19 protein-coding genes are annotated in these 23,328 nt (G+C 64.9%); 15 read left to right on the top strand and 4 right to left on the bottom strand.

Annotated features, from left to right (window positions below; all coding sequences use genetic code 11):
* Positions 1–20: 20 nt before the first annotated feature.
* Positions 21–1,367 carry a glutathione-disulfide reductase gene (gor, locus tag ACIPPQ_RS12945; protein WP_446544493.1) on the top strand — a complete coding sequence of 449 codons (1,347 nt, stop codon included), beginning with the start codon at positions 21–23 and terminating at the stop codon, positions 1,365–1,367.
* 60 nt (positions 1,368–1,427) lie between these two features.
* Complete coding sequence (locus tag ACIPPQ_RS12950) at positions 1,428–2,444, top strand: NAD-dependent epimerase/dehydratase family protein (RefSeq protein ID WP_446544494.1); 1,017 nt, start codon at positions 1,428–1,430, stop codon at positions 2,442–2,444.
* Here the strand turns inward: ACIPPQ_RS12950 and ACIPPQ_RS12955 are convergent.
* Entirely contained in the window at positions 2,441–3,850 is a 1,410-nt protein-coding gene (locus tag ACIPPQ_RS12955) for a helix-turn-helix domain-containing protein (protein WP_446544495.1), read from the bottom strand. The genes ACIPPQ_RS12950 and ACIPPQ_RS12955 overlap by 4 nt on opposite strands.
* A 107-nt stretch (positions 3,851–3,957) precedes the next feature.
* Here ACIPPQ_RS12955 and ACIPPQ_RS12960 point away from each other — a divergent pair, with 107 nt between their 5' ends.
* From ACIPPQ_RS12960 to ACIPPQ_RS13005, 10 genes are all read left to right on the top strand, one after another.
* Positions 3,958–5,490 (top strand): acyl-CoA carboxylase subunit beta, encoded by a 1,533-nt coding sequence (locus tag ACIPPQ_RS12960; protein WP_446544496.1) that lies wholly within the window; start codon positions 3,958–3,960, stop codon positions 5,488–5,490.
* A gap of 123 nt (positions 5,491–5,613) precedes the next feature.
* Positions 5,614–6,363 (top strand): hypothetical protein, encoded by a 750-nt coding sequence (locus tag ACIPPQ_RS12965; RefSeq protein ID WP_446544497.1) that lies wholly within the window; start codon positions 5,614–5,616, stop codon positions 6,361–6,363.
* A 10-nt stretch (positions 6,364–6,373) separates the two neighbouring features.
* Complete coding sequence (gene mce / locus ACIPPQ_RS12970) at positions 6,374–6,811, top strand: methylmalonyl-CoA epimerase (RefSeq protein ID WP_446544498.1); 438 nt, start codon at positions 6,374–6,376, stop codon at positions 6,809–6,811.
* An 88-nt stretch (positions 6,812–6,899) separates the two neighbouring features.
* A complete protein-coding gene (gene scpA, locus ACIPPQ_RS12975; RefSeq protein WP_446544499.1) occupies positions 6,900–9,047 on the top strand; it encodes a methylmalonyl-CoA mutase in 2,148 nt (715 codons plus the stop codon).
* A complete protein-coding gene (locus tag ACIPPQ_RS12980; protein ID WP_446544500.1) occupies positions 9,044–10,324 on the top strand; it encodes an O-acetylhomoserine aminocarboxypropyltransferase in 1,281 nt (426 codons plus the stop codon). Before scpA ends, ACIPPQ_RS12980 begins: the two co-directional genes overlap by 4 nt.
* Positions 10,321–10,770: a hypothetical protein gene (locus ACIPPQ_RS12985; RefSeq protein ID WP_446544501.1), complete on the top strand. Its 450-nt coding sequence runs from the start codon at positions 10,321–10,323 to the stop codon at positions 10,768–10,770. The genes ACIPPQ_RS12980 and ACIPPQ_RS12985 overlap by 4 nt, the downstream gene beginning before the upstream one ends.
* Before the next feature lie 18 nt (positions 10,771–10,788).
* On the top strand, positions 10,789–11,817 hold the full coding sequence (gene bioB, locus ACIPPQ_RS12990; RefSeq protein WP_446544502.1) for a biotin synthase BioB: 1,029 nt from the start codon (positions 10,789–10,791) through the stop codon (positions 11,815–11,817).
* Complete coding sequence (locus ACIPPQ_RS12995) at positions 11,814–12,206, top strand: lysozyme inhibitor LprI family protein (protein WP_446544503.1); 393 nt, start codon at positions 11,814–11,816, stop codon at positions 12,204–12,206. The genes bioB and ACIPPQ_RS12995 overlap by 4 nt, the downstream gene beginning before the upstream one ends.
* 5 nt (positions 12,207–12,211) lie before the next feature.
* The gene (locus ACIPPQ_RS13000; protein ID WP_446544504.1) at positions 12,212–14,218 is read left to right on the top strand and encodes an ATP-binding protein; all 2,007 of its coding nucleotides are present in this window, start codon (positions 12,212–12,214) and stop codon (positions 14,216–14,218) included.
* Between the two features lie 4 nt (positions 14,219–14,222).
* Positions 14,223–14,594 (top strand): tRNA-binding protein, encoded by a 372-nt coding sequence (locus ACIPPQ_RS13005; RefSeq protein WP_446544505.1) that lies wholly within the window; start codon positions 14,223–14,225, stop codon positions 14,592–14,594.
* A gap of 92 nt (positions 14,595–14,686) precedes the next feature.
* Here the strand turns inward: ACIPPQ_RS13005 and ACIPPQ_RS13010 are convergent, their stop codons facing one another.
* Positions 14,687–16,519 (bottom strand): hypothetical protein, encoded by a 1,833-nt coding sequence (locus tag ACIPPQ_RS13010; RefSeq protein WP_446544506.1) that lies wholly within the window; start codon positions 16,517–16,519, stop codon positions 14,687–14,689.
* 208 nt (positions 16,520–16,727) lie between these two features.
* Positions 16,728–19,088 (bottom strand): hypothetical protein, encoded by a 2,361-nt coding sequence (locus tag ACIPPQ_RS13015; RefSeq protein WP_446544507.1) that lies wholly within the window; start codon positions 19,086–19,088, stop codon positions 16,728–16,730.
* A 69-nt stretch (positions 19,089–19,157) separates the two neighbouring features.
* On the opposite strand from ACIPPQ_RS13015, the gene ACIPPQ_RS13020 reads away from it, so the two are divergent.
* Positions 19,158–19,454 (top strand): Hpt domain-containing protein, encoded by a 297-nt coding sequence (locus ACIPPQ_RS13020; protein ID WP_446544714.1) that lies wholly within the window; start codon positions 19,158–19,160, stop codon positions 19,452–19,454.
* 188 nt (positions 19,455–19,642) lie between these two features.
* Positions 19,643–20,947: a tetratricopeptide repeat protein gene (locus ACIPPQ_RS13025; protein WP_446544508.1), complete on the top strand. Its 1,305-nt coding sequence runs from the start codon at positions 19,643–19,645 to the stop codon at positions 20,945–20,947.
* An 83-nt stretch (positions 20,948–21,030) separates the two neighbouring features.
* On the opposite strand, the gene ACIPPQ_RS13030 is transcribed toward ACIPPQ_RS13025, so the two are convergent.
* Entirely contained in the window at positions 21,031–21,504 is a 474-nt protein-coding gene (locus tag ACIPPQ_RS13030; protein ID WP_446544715.1) for an Lrp/AsnC family transcriptional regulator, read from the bottom strand.
* Between the two features lie 184 nt (positions 21,505–21,688).
* On the opposite strand from ACIPPQ_RS13030, the gene ACIPPQ_RS13035 reads away from it, so the two are divergent.
* On the top strand, positions 21,689–23,320 hold the full coding sequence (locus ACIPPQ_RS13035; RefSeq protein ID WP_446544509.1) for a histidine kinase dimerization/phospho-acceptor domain-containing protein: 1,632 nt from the start codon (positions 21,689–21,691) through the stop codon (positions 23,318–23,320).
* Positions 23,321–23,328 lie beyond the last annotated feature (8 nt).

Genomic DNA, 23,328 nt, shown 5'->3' on the forward strand with positions numbered 1-23,328 from the left:
CATCCAGAGCAGGGGTTCCCATGAGCAATTTCGACTTCGACCTGTTTGTCATCGGCGCCGGGTCGGGCGGGGTCCGCGCCTCGCGCATCGCCGCCTCGCACGGCGCGCGCGTCGCGGTGGCCGAGGAGCATCGGGTCGGCGGCACCTGCGTCATCCGCGGCTGCGTGCCCAAGAAACTGCTCGTTTACGGCGCGCATTTCGCCGAAGACCTGAAGGATGCGCGCCAGTTCGGCTGGGACGTTCCCGACTGCAAATTCGACTGGGACCGCCTGCGCGACAATGTCCTCGCCGAAGTCACCCGGCTCGAGGGGCTCTATGGCCAGACGCTCGAGAACCACAAGGTCACCGTCTTCAAGACGCGCGCGACCGTCGTGGGGCCGCAGAAGGTACGGCTTGCCGACGGGCAGGAAATCAGTGCCGAGCGGATCCTGATCGCGACCGGCGGCTGGCCGCATGTCCCCGAATTTCCGGGCAGCGAACATGCGATCACCTCGAACGAAGTCTTCCATCTCGAAAAACTGCCGAAGCGCGTGGTGATCGCGGGCGGCGGCTATATCGCGAACGAATTTGCCGGCATCTTCAACGAGTTCGGCAGCAAGGTGACGATCGTCAATCGCGGCGACACGATCCTGCGCGGCTATGACGAACAGATCCGCGACCGGCTGCTCCAGATTTCGATGACCAAGGGCATCGAATTCCGTTTCAACGCGCCGTTCCAGTCGATCGAGCGCAATGACGACGGGTCGCTCACCGTGAACCTCGAAAATTGCGACGCGATCCAGGCCGACGCGGTGCTCGTCGCAGCGGGGCGCGTTCCCAACAGCAAGGGTCTCGGCCTCGAAGAGGCGGGGGTCGAACTCGACGAGCATGGCGCGATCAAGGTCGACGAGCGCAACCAGTCGTCGGTGCCGAGCATCTTCGCGGTCGGCGACGTGACCAACCGCATCCAACTCACGCCGGTCGCGATCCGCGAGGGGCAGGCGTTCGCCGACACCTTCTTCGGCAACAAGCCGACGCTGGTCGACTATGCCAATGTCCCGAGCGCGGTGTTCAGCCATCCGCCGATCGGCGCGGTCGGGATGACCGAGGCCGAGGCACGCAACAAGCTCGGCTCGATCCGCGTCTACACCAGCGATTTTCGCGCGATGAAGAATGTCCTTGCGGGCCGCAACGAGCGCGCCCTTTACAAGATGGTCGTGAACGCGGCGACCGACCAGGTCGTCGGCCTCCACATGATCGGCCCCGACGCCCCCGAAATCCTGCAAGCCGCCGCGATCGCGGTGAAGGCGGGGCTGACCAAGGCCGATTTCGACAACACCGTCGCGCTGCACCCGAGCATGGCGGAGGAGCTGGTGCTGCTGAAATAAGGTTTCGGCCTGCAACCCGAATGCGCTATCTTCCCCGCAAATGAGCGAGGGGAGGGGCGCATGGCGGGAACGGCACTGGTCACCGGGGGCAGCGGCTATATCGCGGGCTTCCTGATCCGGCAGCTGATCGCGAATGGCTGGACCGTGAACACGACGGTTCGCAGCCCGAGGCGCGAACCCGAAGTCCGCGGTTGGCTGGACGTCGATAGCGACAAGCTCCGCTTCTTTGCCGCCGACCTCGAAAATGACGCCGGCTGGGCCGATGCGATGGCGGGGTGCAGCCATGTCGCGCATGTCGCGTCGCCTTTTCCGCTGGGCGTACCAAAGCATCCCGACGAACTGATCCTACCCGCGCGCGAGGGCGCTCTTCGCGCATTGCGCTTTGCGAAAGCCGCAGGGGTCCGGCGCTTCGTCCTGACCTCGTCGATGGCCGCCATTGCCTATGGCCATGGCAAGGGCCGCGACCTCTACAACGAAGCCGACTGGACCAATCTCGATAACCCCGACGTCATGCCCTATCCGCGCTCGAAGACCGTCGCCGAACGTGCGGCGCGCGACTGGGTTGCGGTCGAGGGCGGCGATATGGAATTCGCCTCGGTCAATCCCGCGGCGGTGTTCGGACCGTTACTGTCCGACGATCTCTCGACCTCGATCGAACTGGTGAAGCAATTGCTCGAGGGCAAGGTGCCGATGTGCCCCGACATCGGCTTCGGGATCATCGACGTCCGCGACGTTGCCGACCTCCATTACCGCGCGCTGACCGCGCCCGGCATTCGGGACGAGCGCTACGTGTGCTCGGGACCATTTCTGAAGATGATCGATGTCGCGAACCTGCTCCGCGCGAGCCTCGGCGAACGGGCGCGGAAGGTGCCGGCGCGCAGGATGCCCGACTGGCTGCTCAAGCTGTTCGCGCTTGTTCGTCCCGAACTCAAGCAGCTCGTCGCCGAACTTGGCAATGTCCGCGGCGGCGACAGCAGCCATGCGATGACCACGCTCGGCTGGACGATGCGCCCGCCCGAGGAAGCGATCCTCGCGACGGCGCATAGCCTGATCGAGCGCGGAATCGTGAAGCCCTAACCGATCCGGTACGGCACGACGTCGCGGCGGTCGGGGTCGACCAAAATCGGGCGGTCGCTCGGCGGAAAGGCGCGCTGGTCGCAATCGTCGCGTGGACAGATGCGGCACGACAGGCCGATGCGCGTCGCGGCTTGCGGCGCGGCAACATCGACCCCATCGGCATAGACGAACTCGGCGGCATATTGCGCCTCGCACCCCAGCGCGACGGCATAGCGGCGCGGGCTGCGCGCGTAGCTGCCCGACGGCTTCACCAGCCCCTTCGCCATCGACACATAGCGCAGGCCATCGGGCGTCTCGGCGAGCTGGAACAATATGCGGTCGGGAATCGCCGCCGCTTCGTGGACGATCCACAGGGGACAGGCGCCGCCGAAGCGCGCGAATTGCAGCCGCGTTGCGCTGTGCCGCTTGGTGATGTTGCCTGCCATGTCGACGCGGCAGAAGAACATCGGGATGCCACGCGCCCCGGGGCGCTGGAGCGTCGAGAGGCGATGGCACGCCTGTTCGAAGCTGACGCCATATGCAAGACGCAGCCGGTCGATATCGTGCCGCACCGCGCGCGCGCTGGCGCGGAAGGGCGCATAGGGCATCAGCACCGCGCCCGCGGCATAGTTGGCGAGGCCGACGTGGAGAAGCTGCCTCGCCGCCGCGGTACGCAGCGGCGAAGCTTCGACCACCGCCGCGATTTCCTTGGTGAGCGCAAGCGCCGCCAGTTGGTGCGCGAGCTGGAAACGGCGGGTCTCGGCAGGCTGTGACGGATCGATCACCAAGTGGCGCATCGTCGCGTCGAAATCGCGCAGGGCTTGCGCCTGCTGGTAGACGATCGAAATGCCCAGCGCGTCGCGCAGCCGCCGTTCGATCGCCTCGATCGCGGGCGAAGGATCGCGCCCCCGAAGCTGCTCCGCCAGCGCCTCGGCGGCGCGGTCGATGCTGTCGACATAATTGCCCGCGTCGTGAAACCAGTCGCGCACCTCTTCCCACGGCAGGCGGCTACCCTCGGCGGTGCCACCGGTCAGCGCCTCGTCGATAATCTGCAAACGTTGCCCGGCGCGACGATAGGCGGCATGCAGCGCGACGAACTGGTCGGCGAGCTGCGGTTGCTGCAGCGCCGCGCGTTCGAGCTGTTCGGGCGCCATCGGCGTCGCGGCGAACAGCGGATCGGCGGCCGCCTCGCGCAGCGCGCCCTGTCGGCGGTCGTCTGCATCATGCGCCACTTCCTCCCATTCGAGAGGGAAAAGGCCCTGCAACCGGTCGAGCAACGCCGGGGTCAACGGGCGGTCGTCATGCTCGATCTGGCTGAGGTAGGAGGCGGATATGCCCAGCCGTGCCGCGAAGTCGGCTTGCTTGAGCGTCCGTGCTTCGCGCAACTCGCGAAGCTGGCGGCCGGCAAAGAGGCGGCGAGGGGCCATTCGCGCAACCTAGTTTGCAAAACTGGACTTTGCAACTTTGCAAATTCGCATTTGCCTCTGCGCCGCGAAGCGGGCAGACGACGCTCTCCCGACCGATGGAGAAGCCAGTGTCCGCCAATATCGCCGAAATGGAACGCCGCCGCGCCGCCGCCGCCATGGGGGGTGGGCAAAAGCGCATCGATGCCCAGCACGCCAAGGGCAAGCTGACCGCGCGCGAACGGCTCGACGTGCTTCTCGACGAAGGGTCGTTCGAAGAACTCGACACCTATGTCGAACATAATTGCACCGATTTCGGGATGCAGGACCAGATCGTCCCCGGCGACGGCGTCGTCACGGGCAGCGGCACGATCAACGGCCGCCTCGTCTATGTCTTCAGCCAGGACTTCACCGTCTTCGGCGGCTCGCTGTCGGAGCGCCATGCCGAAAAGATCATGAAGGTGATGGACAATGCGATGAAGGTCGGCGCCCCGGTGATCGGCCTCAACGACAGCGGCGGGGCGCGCATCCAGGAGGGCGTCGCGTCGCTCGGCGGCTATGCCGAGGTCTTCCAGCGCAACGTCCTCGCATCGGGCGTCGTCCCGCAGATTTCGCTCATCATGGGCCCGTGCGCGGGCGGCGCGGTGTACAGCCCCGCGATGACCGACTTCATCTTCATGGTGAAGGATTCGAGCTACATGTTCGTCACCGGGCCCGACGTTGTGAAGACGGTGACGAACGAGGTCGTGACGCAGGAAGAGCTCGGCGGCGCGATCACGCACACGACCAAAAGCTCGGTTGCCGACCTGGCGTTCGAGAACGACATCGAGGCGCTGCTCGCGGCGCGCGACTTCTTCGATTACCTGCCCGAGAATAACCGCAGCGGCGTTCCGGTACGCCCGACGAGCGATCCCTACGACCGCGCCGAGCCCAGCCTCGACACGCTGATCCCGCCGAACGCGAACCAGCCGTACGACATGCACGAACTGATCCGGAAAACAGTCGACGAGGGCGACTTCTTCGAGGTGCAGCCGGCGCACGCCGCGAATATCATCTGCGGGTTCGGACGGATCGAGGGGCGCACGATCGGCATCGTCGCGAACCAGCCGCTCGTGCTCGCCGGCGTGCTCGACATCAATTCGTCGAAGAAGGCCGCACGCTTCGTGCGCTTCTGTGACGCGTTCGAGATCCCGATCATCACCTTCGTCGACGTTCCCGGCTTCTTGCCCGGCACCGCGCAGGAGTATAACGGCATCATCAAGCATGGCGCGAAGCTGCTCTTCGCTTATGCCGAGGCGACGGTACCGAAGATCACCGTGATCACGCGCAAGGCCTATGGCGGCGCGTACGACGTGATGGCCTCGAAGCATCTGCGCGGCGACCTCAACTATGCCTGGCCGACCGCCGAGATCGCGGTGATGGGCGCGAAGGGCGCGGTCGAGATCATCTTCCGCAGCGACATCGGCGACCCCGAAAAGATCGCGCAGCGCACGAAGGAATATGAGGACCGCTTCGCGAACCCGTTCGTCGCGGCGTCGCGCGGCTATATCGACGAGGTCATCCACCCGCACAACACGCGCAAGCGGATCGCGTTGGGGCTCCGCAAGCTGCGGAACAAGCAACTCGAAAACCCGTGGAAGAAGCACGACAATATTCCGCTGTGACCGCAATCGCGTTTTTGTCGCGATGTGTGACGTCCGGCACATAGAAAGCACCGGACTGGAGGCAAGGACGGGAGGCGGCTAGAACATGGCCGTCATGTCCTTGATTCCGAAAGAGGTTTGAAGATGCGTAAATTCCTTCTTGGTGCCCTGATTGTTCCCGCCCTGCTCGCTTCGCCGGCGGCGTTTGCGTTCGATCCCGACACCCCCGTCGGCGAGCCGAAGCCCGCTTTTCCGGTGACGCTGAACAGCGAGGAGAGCACTACGATCAGCCTCGCGTTCCGGGCGGCCTTCGGGCTTCCGAAAGGGGCCGAAGCGACGGCGACGCGCGAGATCGACGGGCGAACCTATCAGTTCCGGCCCGCCGCCATCCACCTGCTCCCGAACAATGTCGGCGTGCTGCTCAGCCTCGGTAGCCTCGAAGATGCCGGGCACAGCGAAGGCGGGATCAACGCGATCCATTATCTGCAGGGCGGCCCGTCGGGCTGGCAACGCAAGGGCGAGTGGCTGAACCTCGGCTCGGTCGGCAGCGTCGGCAACGCCGCGACGGCATGGGCCTTCAGTGATGCGCTCGGCAAAAACCCCTATCTCGTCACATCGGGCGGCGGCGTGTGGCAGGGCTGCGCGATCAGCAGCGCGACAGTAACCGAGCTTGCACCGGGCGCCCCCCTCGATCGCGGCGGCTTTACCGACAGCATGAGCTCGGGCGCCGGCCTGAACCAGAAGGAACAGGGCTTCGACGGCCAGATCACCGCGGCCGTACCCGACAAGAGCTTTACAGTCACCTATGCGGGCACGCGCGCAATCAAGCAGCAATATGTGTTGAAAAACGGCAAGTATGAGCTGGTCGGCAAAGACCAGATTCCGGGTTGCTGAGGAGAATGACATGAAACTGGGTCGCCTCAATCACATCGGCGTCGCGACGCCGTCGATCGCCGACAGCATCGCCTTTTATCGCGACGTGATGGGGGCGACGCAGATCCACGAGCCGTTCGACCTGCCCGAACAGGGGGTAAAAGTCTGCTTCATCGATACCCCGACCGACAGCGGCCTGAACGGCACGCAGATCGAGCTGATCGAACCCTTGCCGGGCAACGCGTCGATCGCGGCCTTCCTGCAAAAGAACCCCGCGGGTGGACAGCATCATCTGTGTTACGAAGTGCCCGACATCCACGCCGCCAAGGCCGAATTCGAGGCGATGGGCAAGCGCGTGCTCGGCGAACCGCGGATCGGCGCGCACGGGACGCTGATCTTCTTCCTCCACCCCAAGGATATGGGCGGGGTGCTGACCGAAGTTATGGAGACGCCGAAAACGGCGCACTGACCTTTATTCCTTCGTCACCCCGGACTTGATCCGGGGTCCATGGATGCCGGATCAGGTCCGGCATGACGAAAATGAAACGAGACTGCATATGACCGACAAGCCGACCATCGACCAATGGGCTGCCGCCGCCGACAAGGAAGTGAAGGGCAAGGACCTGACCTGGGCGACGCCCGAGGGGATCGACGTCAAGCCGCTCTATACGGCCGAAGACGTGACGGCCGATCCCGGCCTGCCCGGTTTCGCGCCCTTCACCCGCGGCGTGCGTGCGTCGATGTATGCGGGGCGGCCGTGGACGATCCGGCAATATGCGGGCTTTTCGACCGCCGAGGAATCGAACGCTTTCTATCGCCGCAATCTCGCCGCGGGGCAGAAGGGCCTGTCGGTCGCCTTCGACCTCGCGACCCACCGCGGCTATGACAGCGACCATCCGCGCGTCGTCGGCGACGTCGGCAAGGCGGGGGTCGCGATCGACAGCGTCGAGGATATGAAGATCCTCTTCGACGGCATCCCGCTCGACCAGATGTCGGTCAGCATGACGATGAACGGCGCGGTCATCCCGATCCTCGCCTTTTTCATCGTCGCGGGCGAGGAGCAGGGCGTCGATCGGAAGCTGCTCGACGGGACCATCCAGAACGACATCCTCAAGGAGTTCATGGTCCGCAATACATACATCTATCCGCCCGAGCCGAGCATGCGGATCATCAGCGACATCTTCGGCTACACCAGCCGCGAGATGCCCAAGTTCAACAGCATCTCGATCTCCGGCTATCATATGCAGGAAGCCGGCGCGACGCAGGTGCAAGAGCTGGCCTTCACCATCGCCGACGGCGCCGAATATGTGCGCTACGGCGTCGCTTCGGGCCTCGACATCGACAAGTTCGCCGGGCGCCTGAGCTTCTTCTTCGCGATCGGCATGAACTTCTTCATGGAAATCGCGAAGCTGCGCGCCGCGCGCGTGCTGTGGCACCGCGTGATGACCAACCTCGGCGCCAAGGACGAGCGGTCGAAGATGCTGCGCACGCACTGCCAGACATCGGGGGTCAGCCTCACCGAGCAGGATCCGTACAACAACGTCATGCGCACGACGATCGAGGCGATGGCGGCGATGCTCGGCGGGACGCAGAGCCTCCACACCAACGCGCTCGACGAAGCGATCGCGCTGCCGACCGATTTCTCGGCGCGTATCGCGCGCAACACGCAGATCGTCATCCAGGAAGAAACGGGCATGACCAAGGTCGTCGATCCGCTCGGCGGCTCTTACTATGTCGAGGCGCTGACGCAGGAACTCGTCGACAAGGCGTGGGAGATCATCGAGCGCGTCGAGAAGGAAGGCGGCATGGCCAAGGCTGTGGCAGCCGGCTGGCCCAAGGCGATGATCGAGACCGCCGCCGCGGCGCGGCAGGCGCGGGTCGACCGCGGCGACGACGTGATCGTCGGGGTGAACAAATATCGCCTGAAAGACGAAGACCTGCTCGAAACGCTCGAGGTCGATAACGCCAAGGTGCGCGAAGGCCAGATCGCGCGGATCAACCGCATCAAGGCATCGCGCGACGAAGCGGCGTGTACCGCCGCCCTCAAGGCGCTCCGCGACGGCGCCGCGCAGCCTTCGAGCATCGAGAACAATTTGCTCGCGCTCGCGGTCGAAGCCGCGCGCGCGCGTGCGACGCTCGGCGAAATCTCGTCGGCTATGGAGGAAAGCTTCGACCGTTACGGCACCCAGCCGACCCCGGTGAAAGGCGTCTACGCCGCCCCCTATGAGGGCGACGACCGCTGGCAGCAGGTGCTCGACGGCGTGAAGGCGGTCGAGCGTCGCATGGGACGCAAACCCAAATTGCTCGTCGCCAAGATGGGGCAGGACGGCCACGACCGCGGCGCCAACGTCATCGCCTCGGCGTTCGGCGACATGGGCTTCGACGTCGTCTCGGGACCGCTGTTCCAGACCCCCGATGAAACCGTCGTGCTCGCACTCGAAAGCGGTGTCGATGTCGTCGGCGCATCGAGCCTCGCCGCGGGCCACAAGACGCTGATCCCCGAACTGATCGGCAAATTGAAGGAAGCCGGGCGCAGCGATATCAAGGTGATCGCGGGCGGCGTCATCCCGCCGCAGGATTACCAATATCTGCGTGACGCAGGGGTGCAGGGAATTTACGGCCCCGGCTCGAACGTGGTCGAATGCGCCGCCGACGTGCTGCGCCTGCTCGGCCATAATATGCCGCCGCTGGAGGATGCTGCGTGACCGGACAAAAGCCCGAAACCCTATCGGTTCATGCCGGAACCGCGCCCGATCCGACGACCAAGGCGCGGATTACGCCAATTTATCAGACCGCGTCCTATGTGTTCGACGACGTCGATCATGCCGCGCGGCTGTTCAACCTGCAGGAATTCGGGAACATCTACACCCGGATCATGAACCCGACCAACGGCGCGCTCGAAGGCAAGATTGCGGCGCTGGAGGGCGGGCAGGCGGCGCTGGCGGTGGCATCGGGCCATGCCGCACAGTTCCTGGCATTCCACACGCTGATGGAGCCGGGGTGCGAAATTGTCGCGGCGCGCAAGCTCTATGGCGGATCGCTCAACCAATTGGGGCAGAGCTTTCGCAAGATGGCGTGGACGACGCATTTCGTCGACGCTGACGATGCGGGCAATGTCGCCGCCGCGATCAATGAAAACACCCGCGCGGTGTTCATCGAGAGCCTCGCCAACCCCGGCGGGGTCGTCCAGGATATCGAGGCGATCGCAAAGGTCGCGCACGATGCAGGCGTGCCGCTGATCGTCGATAATACGATGGCGACGCCGATCCTGTGCCGGCCGATCGAGCACGGTGCCGACATCGTCGTCCATTCGACGACGAAGTTCCTGAACGGCCACGGCAATGCAATCGGCGGCGTGATCGTCGATGCGGGGTCGTTCGATTGGGCGAAGAGCGGAAAATATCCGGCGCTGAGCGAGCCGAACGCTTCCTATCACGGGCTGAAATTTACCGAGGCTTTCGGCAATCTGGCCTTCATCTTGGCGACACGGACGCTCGGCCTGCGCGACCTTGGCCCTGCGCTCGCGCCGATGAACGCGTTTCTCGCGCTCACCGGTATGGAAACGCTGGCGCTCCGCATGGAGCGTCATTGCAGCAACGCGGTCCAGCTCGCAAAATGGCTGCAGGAACATCCGGCGGTTAGCTGGGTATCCTACGCCGGCCTGCGCGACAGCCCCTATCACGAACTGGCGCATAAATATCTCGGCGGTCGCGCCGGGTCGGTGTTCACCTTTGGATTGAAGGGCGGCTACGATGCGGGCGTGAAACTGGTGTCGTCGGTCAAGTTGTTCAGCCACCTCGCGAACCTCGGCGACACGCGCTCGCTGGTCATCCATCCCGCATCGACGACGCACAGCCAGCTTTCGGAAGAAGAACTGGCGCTGTCGGGTGCCGGCCCCGATGTCGTCCGCGTTTCGGTGGGGATCGAGCATATCGACGACATCATCGCCGACCTGGCGCAGGCGCTGGAGGGGGCCGCGTGATCCGCCTCCTGTCGCCTCTTGCGGTCGCGACGCTGGCGTTTGCCGCTCCCGGCGCGACGGCGGAGGAGAAGGGCGGGCAGCCGAGTGATTACCGGCCCGGTGTGACCGTCGAATATCTCTACCGCCAGCAGATCGACGCCGTCTATTTCACGACCTGGTACGGACGGCTCGAAAAGGCGGACGGCGGCTGGCGCGACGTCTATTTCGAAACCAGCGAAAAGTTCGTCAATAAGGGGCTTATCAGCTTCAACTGCACGACAGCAAAAGCCGACATCGGACTGATCCTCTACAGCACCGGAAAATATGGCGAGGAAGCCGACCGGCGCGTTGTCCGCGTTCGCTTTGCCGATCGCAAAATCTGGGCGAGCGGTCGTTTCGAACCTCTGTATGGCGAAACCCCGCCGTATGAATTCTATCTCGCGGCGCGCAAGCGCTTCTGCCGATAAAAAAAGGGCCGTTTCTCCATGACTCTCTCTCCCCCCGAAGACCTGCCGCGCACCGACTGGACGCGCGAGGAAATCGCCGAATTGTTCGACCTGCCGTTCGACGAGCTGATGTGGGAGGCGCAAGGCGTCCACCGCCGTCACCATGCGCGCGGCGAGATCCAGCTCTGCACGCTGCTCAGCATCAAGACCGGCGGCTGCGTCGAGGATTGCGGCTATTGCTCGCAGTCGAAAAGCGCCGACAGCGGGCTGAAGGCGACCAAGCTGATGGACGTGCGTGCGGTGCTTCAGGCGGCAGCGCAGGCGAAGGATTCGGGATCGAAGCGCTTCTGCATGGGCGCGGCCTGGCGCAACCCCAAGGACCGCGACATGCCCGCGATCGTCGAGATGATCGAGGGCGTGCGCCAGATGGGCATGGAAACCTGCATGACGCTGGGGATGCTGTCGAAGGAACAGGCGCAGCAGCTCGGCGCCGCGGGGCTCGATTATTACAACCATAATATCGATACGAGCCCCGAGAACTACGCGAACATCATTTCGACCCGCACCTTCCAGGACCGCCTCGACACGCTCGACGAGGTGCGCAGCGCCGGGATCAACGTCTGCTCGGGCGGCATCGTCGGCCTCGGCGAAAACCGGCAGGACCGCGTCGGCTTCATCCACGCGCTCGCGACGCTTCCCGAACATCCGGGCAGCGTGCCGATCAACGCGCTGGTGCCGGTGAAGGGCACCGTGCTCGGCGACATGCTGGCGGATACGCCGCTCGCCAAGATCGACGATATCGAGTTCGTCCGCACCGTCGCGGTCGCGCGCATCACCATGCCGATGAGCATGGTCCGCCTGTCGGCGGGCCGCGAGAGCATGTCGGAGGCGACGCAGGCGCTCTGCTTCATGGCGGGCGCGAACAGCATCTTCACCGGTGACAAGTTGCTCACCACCGCCAACGCCGGCGACAGCAAGGACGCGGCACTGTTCGCCAAGCTCGGGCTGCGCCCGATGGAGGGCGAAGAGCCGATGCGGCAGAGCGCGCAGATGGAAGCAGCGGAATGATCCTCACCACCCTCTTCGCCCTGGCAGCCGCCGCGCAGGAGCCCGAGATCGATTGCGACAATGCGATGGCGCAGTTCGAACTCAACGCCTGTGCTTATAAGGAGTTCGAGCGCGCCGACGCCGCGATGAACGCGCAGTGGAAGGTGACGGCCGCGCGGATGAAAGCCATCGACGCCGACTTCGACCGCACGCAGGACAATCGTCCCGGCTATTTCGACACGCTGCTCGCCGCGCAGCGCGCCTGGCTGACCTATCGTGACCAGCATTGCGCGGGCGAGGGCTACACGATGCGCGGCGGCTCGGCCGAACCGATGATGATCAGCGGTTGCCAGACCCAGCTGACCGATGCGCGTACCAAGCAACTCAAAGATTTGATCGAGGAATATTGAGGGCCATGTTCAAGAAGATCCTGATCGCCAACCGCGGCGAAATCGCCTGCCGCGTCATCAAGACCGCCCGCCGCATGGGCATCGCGACCGTCGCCGTCTATTCGGACGCCGACGCGCGCGCGCCTTTCGTGCAGATGGCCGACGAGGCGGTTCATATCGGTGCGTCGCCCGCTTCCGAATCCTATCTCATCGCCGACAAGATCATCGCGGCGTGCAAGCAAACGGGCGCCGAGGCGGTGCATCCGGGCTATGGCTTCCTCTCCGAGCGCACGAGCTTTGCCGAGGCGCTGGCGAAGGAAAATATCGCCTTCATCGGCCCGCCGGTGGGTGCGATCGCCGCGATGGGCGACAAGATCGAGTCGAAGAAGCTTGCGAAGGAAGCGGGCGTCAACGTCGTCCCCGGCTTCGTCGGCGAGATACGCGACACCGAGCATGCGGTCGAGATATCGAACGAGATCGGCTATCCGGTGATGATGAAGGCCTCGGCCGGCGGCGGCGGCAAGGGCATGCGCCTCGCCTATGACGAAAAGGACGTCCGCGAGGGCTTTGAAGCGACCAAGCGCGAGGGGCTCAACAGCTTCGGCGACGACCGCGTCTTCATCGAAAAATTCATCCTCAACCCGCGCCATATCGAGATCCAGATTCTCGGCGACCAGCGCGGCAACGTCCTCTACCTCAACGAGCGCGAATGCAGCATCCAGCGCCGCCACCAGAAGGTGGTGGAGGAAGCGCCGTCGCCCTTCGTCACCGAAAAGATGCGCAAGGCGATGGGCGAGCAGTGCGTCGCGCTGTCGAAGGCGGTCGGCTATTACAGCGCGGGCACGGTCGAGCTGATCGTCAGCGGCGCGGACCCGACGGGAGAGAGCTTCTACTTCCTCGAAATGAACACCCGCCTGCAGGTCGAGCATCCGGTGACCGAAGCGATCACCGGCATCGACCTCGTCGAGCAGATGATCCGCGTCGCCGCGGGCGAAAAGCTAGAGATGACGCAGGACGACATCAAGATCGACGGCTGGGCGATCGAGAACCGCGTCTATGCCGAAGACCCGTATCGCGGCTTCCTGCCGTCGACCGGACGCCTCGTCCGCTACCGCACCCCTGTCCCGGCGTGGGAAGGCGATGAACGCGGCGTCGATGGCGTACGCGTCGATGCGGGGGTCGAGGAGGGCGGCGAAGTGTCTATCTTCTATGACCCGATGATCGCCAAGCTGGTGACCTGGGGCAAGACGCGCGACGAGGCCGCGGACCTGCAGATCGCGGCGCTCGACCGTTTCGAGCTCGAAGGGCTCGGTCACAACATCGATTTCGTCTCGGCGATCATGCAGCACCCGCGGTTTCGTTCGGGCGAACTGACGACGGGCTTCATCGCCGAGGAATATCCCGAGGGTTTCCACGGCGCCGACGCGGGCGACGAGATTGTCCGTGCGCTTGCTGCGATCGCGGGCTTCATGGCGAGCGCCGAGGCCGACCGCGCGCGGCGCACCGACGGCCAGCTCGGCGACCGGCTCGACCCGCCCGCGAAATGGCAGGTCACGGTGGGCGGCACCGCGCACAAGGTCAAACTCGGCCACAAGCATATCAAGGTCGATGGCGAAGCGATCGACATCGCGCTCGAATATACGCCGGGCGACCGGCTCGTCGTCGCCGAGATCGACGACAGCGAACTGGCGGTGAAGGTCGCGAAGACGCGCGCCGGCTGGCGCATGACGACGCGCGGTCGCATCCATGAGGTGCGCGTATTGCCCTGGCATGTTGCGCCGCTGTCGGCGCACATGATCGAGAAGATCCCGCCCGATCTGTCGAAGTTCCTCATCTGCCCGATGCCGGGCCTGCTCGTGACGCTCCACGTCGGCGAGGGCGACAAGGTCGAAGCGGGCCAGCCGCTCGCGACGGTCGAGGCGATGAAGATGGAGAACATCCTCCGCGCCGAAAAGTCGGGGGTCGTGAAGACGGTCAACGCGGCACAAGGCGACAGTCTGGCGGTCGACGCGGTGATCCTCGAGATGGAATGACGCCATGCACGTCAACCACGATCAGGGCGCTCCGGCAGCGGAGGCGATCGGCTTCGACGATTTCCTCCGCGTCGACATCCGTATCGGCACGATCGTCGAGGCGGAGCCCTTTCCCGAGGCGCGCAAGCCCGCGTTCAAGCTGAAGATCGACTTCGGTCCCGCGATCGGGGTGAAGAAGAGCAGCGCGCAGATCGTCGACCGCTATGCGCTCGAAGAGCTTGTGGGACGGCAGGTCGCCGCGGTCGTCAACTTCCCGCCGCGCCAGATCGGCAAGTTCATGTCGGAGGTGCTGACCCTGGGCTTCGCCGACGAGGCGGGCGCGGTCATTCTCTTCGCGCCCGACCGCAAGGTCCCTGACGGCTCGCGGCTGTTTTAGGGAAATTCGATGTCGGCTTTGGGGTGGGAAGCAGACCGGCGCCTATAGGGAGAGATGTTAAACGAACGGCCGATTATCGAGCCTGCGCATGATCAGAGCGAGCAATTGTGGTCATCGACCCCGCGAAGGATGTATTCCTGCCAGCTGCCATTGACTGTTACACCGGGTTCGTCGGGTGGCCGAAATTCCGATAGCGGCACTCCAAAGGTGACGAGCGTAACCACGAAGCGGTCGTGAACTTTCTGGCCTTGCCAAAGAGGGCTATATTTGCCGGGGTTGGGGTCGGGCCATTTGTCGCTGGAGGCCAGCAGCTTCTGCTTGGCGGTTATTATCGGGCCGAGCGATCTGCGCGCGGGATCGCCGATGCGGCAAAGCGTGGCGACGGCGGCATCTATACCGGCCGACACATCGTGGCGGGCGTAGCCTTTGTCCTTGATGCCCGATACCCGCTCGGCCCCGCGCGTTACGATTTCGGCTAGTAGCGGCACCGCCGCCGCACCCCCTGCCTCGAGCTTGGAGATAATCCCTTCAGCTCGGGCGGCGATGACCGGGTCGCGCAGGAGGTCGGTGAGTGAGGGTGGCGGCGACGCGAACCATTCTTCGGGCATTTGCGCGATGATCGTGTCGAGGGCCCGATAAGGGGAGGTCATTGGATCGCTCGTTGGCAGCCGCCCGAGCCGGGCGATGGCTCGATCGACAATCATCGCATAGTCCGGGCCCAGCTTCTTGGCGATTTCATAACGTGGCTCGATCTTCGTGAAGCGATCGTCGGCGATGGCGCTGGCAAGCAACGCAGCGTCCCCTGCTTTCGGGCCGTTTCGGGCGATATCGACCATTACCGAATTCGCCAGCAACAGTCCTGCGTCATCGCGTGCGCGTCGCGGGTCGGCAAGCGCGGTGGCAAGCAATTCGCGCATTCGCTCGGATGACGTGCCTTCCGGAATATCAGGATTAAAGGCGACGAGACTGCGAAGCGCGGCCACGCTATCCCAATCCCAGCGGCTATCGCCTGTGATGGTGTGGCCCCAACCCCAGCCCGATTTGTTGCCCAATTCAGGCATTAGGGGCACTGAAAGCGCCGAGGCGTAGGCGTTGGTGAAACGGGCGGCTGGCCTCATCTTCGCGCCTTCGCGCCGATAGACGGTGATGCGTTCGCCATGCGCCTCGCCCGCCGCCATCGACCAAGGTTCTACTTTATGGTTGCGAGCCAGCGCTACGCGTTCGATGGCCCAATCGATGCGGATGGTGCCGCTGAGGCGCACAAGACACTCGCCGCCCGCAATACGTGCCTCGACGACTTCCTTGAGGCCGGGCGGCGGCGGCCATGCCATGCGCTTGTTGCCTGACGCGCGACTTGGCCAGCTGTGCCATTTGAGCACGTCCTGCGAGAAGGCGAACGGCGGACAGACCGGGCGGCGCTCGATGGTGAACGCCAAGCCGCGGCGGTTCCGCTGACCGAGGTACACGATCTTGGCATTGCGGTTGTAAAGAAGGCGCAGGCACAGATCGTCGCAGCCGTTGTCAGCCTTATGCCATCCGCCCGTGCTGGCGTCCCGCACCAGCGCCACGGTCCCGCCGATAGAGAGTGGCTGTGCGGGAGGTATATCGCCGATGCTCGCCGCCGCGAGATTGGCGCGCGTCTCAGCGTTGCTTGGCGCCGGCCGTCCGAACCCAAAGGCCAATGGCACGAGAAGCGCGACGAGCGCCGCCCGCCAACCGGCCAGGCCGACGCTGCGCAGCGCGGCGTAGGGTGCCGCAAACAGCCAACCGTAGAGTGATATCGCGGGGGAAATGGCCAGAATGAGGCCGGGTAGGATCAGCAAGAAAAAGCCGAGGGTAACTAAACCCGGGATAGCGAGCGCGACCAAAGCCAGCGCCGTAACGCTTAGCAGAGCGATCAGGCATATTTTCTCAAATCGATGCATGGCAGGAGGAATAGTCAGAAATTGCTAAAGCCTAGTTAGAAGCGTGCCTTCCGACTGACCTGAGCTATCTTCCAACAAATCGGCATGCGAGCAGCCGGTCATTTCGCGTCCGGCCGCCGAATGATTGGATTCGGCGTGAGCGGACATTCGCGACACCGCGTCGGAACGGCGACATTCGGTCGCTAGCCACACCCTGTCAGATTCGTAGTCAGTTCCGCAGGCGGTCGATCGCCTGCGCCAGCGCCACATACAGCTTGCCGATATCCGACGAGAGCAGGGTGACGCTGATCGCCGACCCGTCGCGCGCGCCGATCAGCAGGCGCAGCATCGCTTCGAAATCGTGGATGAACTGGTTGACCGACGCATGGAAGCTGTCGTCGGCCTGATAAAGACGCAGGATTTCCTTCGCCTCGCTATTCTCGACCAGCTTCACCGCGCGCCGGGCGAATACGCCGCGGTCGCCCTTCAGATAGGCGTCCCACGCGGTATCGCTGACTTCGCTCGACAGGATCTTGGTGACATCGATCGCGGTCGATTTGAGCGCTTCGGTGAGCAGCCCAACCTGCTTTGCAAGCGAATCGCGATCCGATGCGGCAATCGCCTGTTCGGCCTCGCTCACGCGCTGCTCGACGCTGGCGCTCGTGTCCATAATCGTGATCAGTTGGCGCATCAGCCGGTCGGCGGCGCCGTTCGCGGCGGCGACTGCACGCGCCGAAGCATCCTCGATCGCGGTGAGCTGCGCCATCACCTCGTTCTTGAACGCGGCGTCGATCGCATCGGTGGCGGTAGCCTGCATCGTCTCACGCGCGCTCGCGACAAGCTTCTCCAGCGTCAGCCGCGCTTCGGCGGCGGCCGAATCGGCGGTCGCACGAACCTCGCCCAGCGTCGCGATCATCCGCGCGCCGCCCTGTTCGGCAAATTCGTCGGCCCCGTCGCGCAGCTTGGCGAGCGCGGCTTCGGCGTCGGCGAGCGACGTGTTGATGCGGTCGACCAGCTCCTGCTGGCTGGCCGCATGGCCCGCCATCTGCTCCTCGTTCGACTTGAGCGTCGCCTGCACCGCGTTGACGTGTGAGGCCGTCGACTGCGCCACGAGTTCGGACGCTTCGAGCATCGGGCGCAGCTGCGACAGTGCGGTCTGCGTCGTCTTGCCGTGCGAGGTGATCCGGTCGAGCGCGTGCGGCACGGTTTCGTCGAGCTCGCGCGTTACAGCATCGAGCGCGAGCAGCAGCGATTCGGCGTGGGTGATGAGCTGGTGCGCCGACGCGTTGCCGCTCTGCACTTCCTGCATGAAGGCGCCGAGCTGTGCCTTGGTATCGTCGATCGCGCGGCCGATGACCCCGGTGCTCGCGCTGACGCTGACATCGAGGATTTCGAGCTGTTCGCCGACATCGGCGACATGCGCGGTGATGCGCGAGGCAAGTGCGTCGCTTGCGTCGGCGTGCGCTGAAAGCTGCGCGCCCATCGCATCGCCCGCTTCGCGCGCCGCGGCGAGCTTGCCGTCCATTTCGGTGGCGGCGGTGTCAACGCCTTCGCGGAACTGCTGCCAGCTTGCCTCGATCTGGCCCGTCATCGCGGCAACGGTCGATGCCATGTCATCGCGTGCGGAAGCGGCGACGCCGGTCAGCCGCGCCAGCGCCGCGCCCTGCGCGTCGGTGACATGGGCCGATGCGGCGAGCAGTTCGGTTTCGGTTTCCTTCGTCTGTTCCTGGAGTGCGACGATCGCTTCGAGAATCGCGGCGGTCGAAGCCTGGCCAGCGTGCGCGGTCTTCGACGCTTCCTCACCCAGCGCGGCGAGTTTCGCTTCAAGGTGGGCGCCCTGCTGATGGGCAACGAGGCCGGCTTCGCGGAAATTGACCGCCAGTCGCTGCGCGACATCGTCGATCCGCGGCAGGCCGGCGAGCAGCCCGTCCATCCGCTGCATCGCGACATCGCCCGAGCGCGCGAGTTGGTCGTGTGCATTGGCGATTACCGACGCGTTGCTTGCCAGTTTGTCGCTGCTTTCGCCGAGCCGCATCACGGTATCGAGGCCGAGCTGCTGGACGATCTTCGCCTGCTCGCCGAGCTGCCTCTGTGCGTCTGCCAGATGCAGGCCGAGCGAATGCATCGACTGGTTGAGCGCCAGATTCTCTTCGCGAAGCGCGGCGGTGATGCGCGTGAAGCGCGCCTGTTCGGACCGCCCCGAGCGCATCAGCACCATCCACAGCACCGCGAGCAGCGTCAGCGGCATTGCGATGGTCGCAACCAGCGCGGGCCAGTCGGCGACGGCGGGGCCGCGCGCAAAGCCATCGGTCGCGACGGTCAGCGCAAAAAATGTCCAACCGATCGCCATGACGGCGAGCAGGGCGGGGACGGTACGTTCGCGCCACGCTGACGGTGCGGGCGGCGCATCTTCAATCGTTTCGGTATCGCTGAGCGACGACATGTCGAGCCAATCCCGTTCGGCAGGTGCAGCCGCTTCGGGCGTGACCATGGTTTCGAGCGCGGCCGCCTCTGCTGGCGCCGCGCTGTCCGCTTCCTGGTTTGCCGCGGAATCCCGCCACAATCCGACGATTTTCTTTTGCCCCGTCATCCGGACATCTTAGCACCAAATGCCCGCCATGAAACGGAAACTTAACCACAGGATGCCAACCCTGTGGGAATGTCCTTCGACAGCGGCCCCCTCGACCGGTATCTCAGCGCGGCGTTCGGCGACGACCCCGCGATGGCAATGGACCTGCGTTTGGCCTTCACCGGCAGCGCGCGCGACCTCGCCGACCTGATGCGCCGCGCCCGCTGCGACGCCAATTGGGAGGCCGCCGCGCTGCGTTTGAAGGGGCTCGCCGCGACGTTCGGGATCATCCCGCTGATCGAACTGGCCGAAGAGGCGATGGCCGGCGCGCCGGGCGACCCCGCGGTCCTGCGCGAGATCAACAAGACGATCGACGCGCTCGCCTGACGAGGCGCGGTTACCGGCAGACCGGGTTCAATTCCCGTTCAGCCGCTTGCCTCCAATGAAATATCGATATCCGCTGTCTTGCCTTGGCAACGCGACGGGGTTAGCCGCGTTACCGAAGCGCGGCCGAACCTGCGTGCGCCAGACTGGATGAGCGCTCGAAGCCGGCCGAGTTCAAAGGAGAGATTTCGATGTTCAACCGTTTCCGCTCGATGCCCGCAACGGCGATGGCTGCCGTGCTGGGCTGCGCGCTGATGACGACCGCGACGCCGGCCGCCGCGCAAAAGAAAGAAAAGCCGAAAAAGGAAGAGGCGGCGAAAGGCAAAGGCCTGTCCGCGAGCAAGGGCTTCGCGCCCGCGCTCAAGAAGATGACCGATGCGACAGGCGCGAAAGACGCCGCGGCGTTGCAGGCGGCGCTGGCCGAAGGGCAGGCGAGCGCGACGACGCCCGACGACAAATATCTGGTCGCCTTCTATCAGCTGCAGGCCGGCATCCTCGGCAAGGACCAGGCGCTGCAGGGGCAGGGGCTCGACGCGATGATCGATTCGGGCCTGACGCCGCCCGAGAATGTCGCCGTCTATAATTTCTACTCGGGCAATTTCGCCTATGCCGCAAAGAACTACCCCAAGGCGATCCAGCGGCTCGAAGCTGCAAAGGCTGCCGGCTCGACCGAAGCCGCGCTCGCCCCGATGCTGATGGACGCCTATCTTAACGGCGGGCAGATCGACAAAGGCTGGGAAATCGCCAAGGCCGGCATCGATACCGCACGCGCCGCCGGGGCCAAGCCGTCGGAAGAACTGTATGTCCGCCCGGCGCAGGCATTCCAGAAGGCAAACCGCACGAACGAGATGCTCGACGTGCTGACGATGCGCGTCCAAGATTATCCCACCGCCGCCACCTGGCGCAACACGCTGTACATCCTGCTGCAGCAGTCGGGTGGCGACAAGGAGCTCAATCTCGATATCCTGCGGCTGATGCGCGCGACCAATTCGATGATCCAGCGTCCCGAATATCTGGAATATGCGGCGCTCGCGACCGAAGCCGGTTTCCCGGGCGAAGTCGTCGCGGTCATCAAGCAGGGCCAGAACAGCGGTGCGGTCCCGAAGAATGACAGCCATTTCGGTTCGATCCTCGAATCGCAGGGACCGCGCGCCGCGACCGACGCCGCGGCGGTAGCAGCCGACGCCGCCAAGCCGGCGACGCTTGCCAATGCGAAGGTCGCGCGGTCGGTCGGCGATGCGCTCGTCGGCAACGGCGACGCGGCGAAGGCAATTCCGCTTTACGAAGCCGCGCTGAAAGCGGCGCCGGGCGACAATCTTGCCCAGTTCCGCCTGGGCGTCGCGCAGGCGCTGGCGGGGCAGGGCGATGCCGCCGCTGCGAGCTTCGCCAAGGTGCAGGGCAACCGCCAGCGGCTCGCGCAGCTCTGGACGATCCGCGCCAAGGCCGGCGCTGCTCCCGCGGCGGCGCCCGCGGCCGCTCCGGCTACCGGCAGCTAAGCTCCCGGTTCACGCACAAGATCAGGGCGCCGTTCCGGATGGGAACGGCGCCCTTTTTGTTGGATCGGGTTCGGCCCTGAAGGTCAGGGTTCGACCGGAATTCCGGCAAACTGCTTCGCGGTTCGAATTGTCAGCGACGTCTTCACGCTCGTGACGTTCGGCGCAGAGGTGAGGTGCGCGGTCAGGAAGGATTGGAAGCTCTGGAGGTCGCGCGCGACGACTTTCAGCAGGAAGTCGATCTCGCCGTTGAGCATATAGCATTCGCGCACTTCGGCGAGCCCGCCGACATAATCCTCGAACGCCTTCAAATCCGATTCGGCCTGGCTGCGCAGGCTGACCATCGCAAAGACGGTGATGCCATAGCCGAGCTTCGCCGCATCGAGGTCCGCATGATAGGAGCGGATGACCCCCGACTCCTCCAGGGCGCGCACGCGGCGGAGGCATGGCGGAGCCGTCAGCCCCACCATCTGTGCCAGTTCGACATTCGTCATCCGCCCGTTTTTTTGCAGTTCGCCCAGTATCTGCAAATCAATCTGATCGAATTTCTGACTCGCCATCATTGAAACATCCGCTTTCCAAAACTGCGGCGACCATAATATTATTTCAGGCGAATGCAATTGTCCCACAATGTGACGCGAAGAGTGAAGGCACTTTCATGACCGGATGATTCACGCTAGCCGGTAAGCATATGCTAACCAACGACCGAAGGTGTGGGGCTGACTTCGCGTGACTGCTGACTCGATGATTGCGACCATCTTGCGTCAGGCGCCGGCGGATCGCCGCGCGAGTATTGTCGCGTGGCGGCAACTCACCGATATTCTGGCTCAGCGCGGCAATCAACTGGGCGATGACGATATCCGGCGCAGCCTCCATGCACTCGCCGTGCTCCGGCCACGCGTCCCCGAATCCGTCCGCCGCGACTGCGCGCGCGCGATCGCCCGCCACGGCCGCTTTGCGCCGCTCGTCGCGCTCTATGCAAATGATGTTCCGGCGGTGTCGGCGATCATGCTGCGCGAGGCGCGGCTCGCCGAGGCCGACTGGCTGGCGCTGCTGCCCGCGACGGGCGCGATGGCGCGATCGGTGCTTGCCGGACGCCGCGACCTGCCGCGCGCCGTCACCCGCGCGCTGGCGAGCCTCGGCAGCGCGTCGGTCGCGTTGCCGCAGCCCGACGTGCTCGCCGATGACAAGCTCGTCCCGGCTGCCGAAACGGCCGTCGCGCCCGAAGTCGCTCCCGAGAGCGGCCCGAGCCAGATCAGCGAACTCGTGCGCCGGATCGACAAATATCAGTCGACCCGCAGCCAGCCCGAAGCCCCACGCGCACCGCGCGCCGCTTTCCTGTTCGAAACCGGCCCTGACGGCGTCGTCCACTGGGTCGATGGCGTGACCCGCGGCGCGGTGATCGGACTGTCGATCGCCGAAGCGGCATTTGGCGGCGAACCGGGCACCGACGGCGTCGCCGCGGGCGCATTTCGCCAGCGCGCCGAAATCATCAACGCGCGCATGTTGCTCGAAGGCACCCCAGCCGAGGCCGGCGAATGGCGCTTTTCGGCGCTTCCCTGGTTCGATCCGGCGACGGGGCAGTTTCGTGGCTATCGGGCGAGCGCGCGGCGTCCGCAGCGCAACGAAACGCCTTATGGCCGGACGGTGTCCGAGGATTCGGGCGACTCGATCCGCCAGTTGATCCACGAGCTGCGCAGCCCGCTGAACGCCATTTCGGGGTTCGCCCAGATTATTTCGGGGCAGATGTTCGGGCCGGTAAGCCACAGCTATCGCACGATGGCCGAGACGATCGTCGCCGATGCCGCGTCGGTTCAATCGATCATCGACGATCTCGAGACCGCGGCGCGAAGCAGCGCGGGTGTCGTCGCACAGCCGCACGAAGAAGTCGTCGATATCGGTGCGATCGTGACGCAGGTCGAGAGCGACCTCGCCGCGCTCCTTGCCGACCAGCGTGTCGACCTCAGCATTTCGCGCGTCGGGGGGCCGTTCCTGGGGTTGGCGAGCGACGCCGATATCCGGCGCATGGTGGGCCGCCTGCTGACCGCACTGATCGATGTATCCGAACCGGGTGCGATTCTGGTCGGGCAACTGGTCACCGAATCGCGCCACGACGACATGCTCCAATTGCGTATCGTCCGTCCGGCGACGATCCGTTTCGCGACCGCCGCAGACCTGCTCGACCCGGGCTTCAGTCCCGAGGGCGAAGCGCCCGGCGCCGCGGTGCTCAGCCTCGGCTTTTCGCTGCGCCTCGTCGACAGCCTCGCGCGTGGCAGCGGCGGACGGCTCGATATCGGGCATAACGCCTTGACCTTGCACCTGCCGTCGGCCAACTCCAAGGCCGAGGTCGAGCTGGAAGTCCAGCAAGGCGAATAACCCGGGGG

Source organism: Sphingopyxis sp. LARHCG72, from assembly GCF_052871675.1.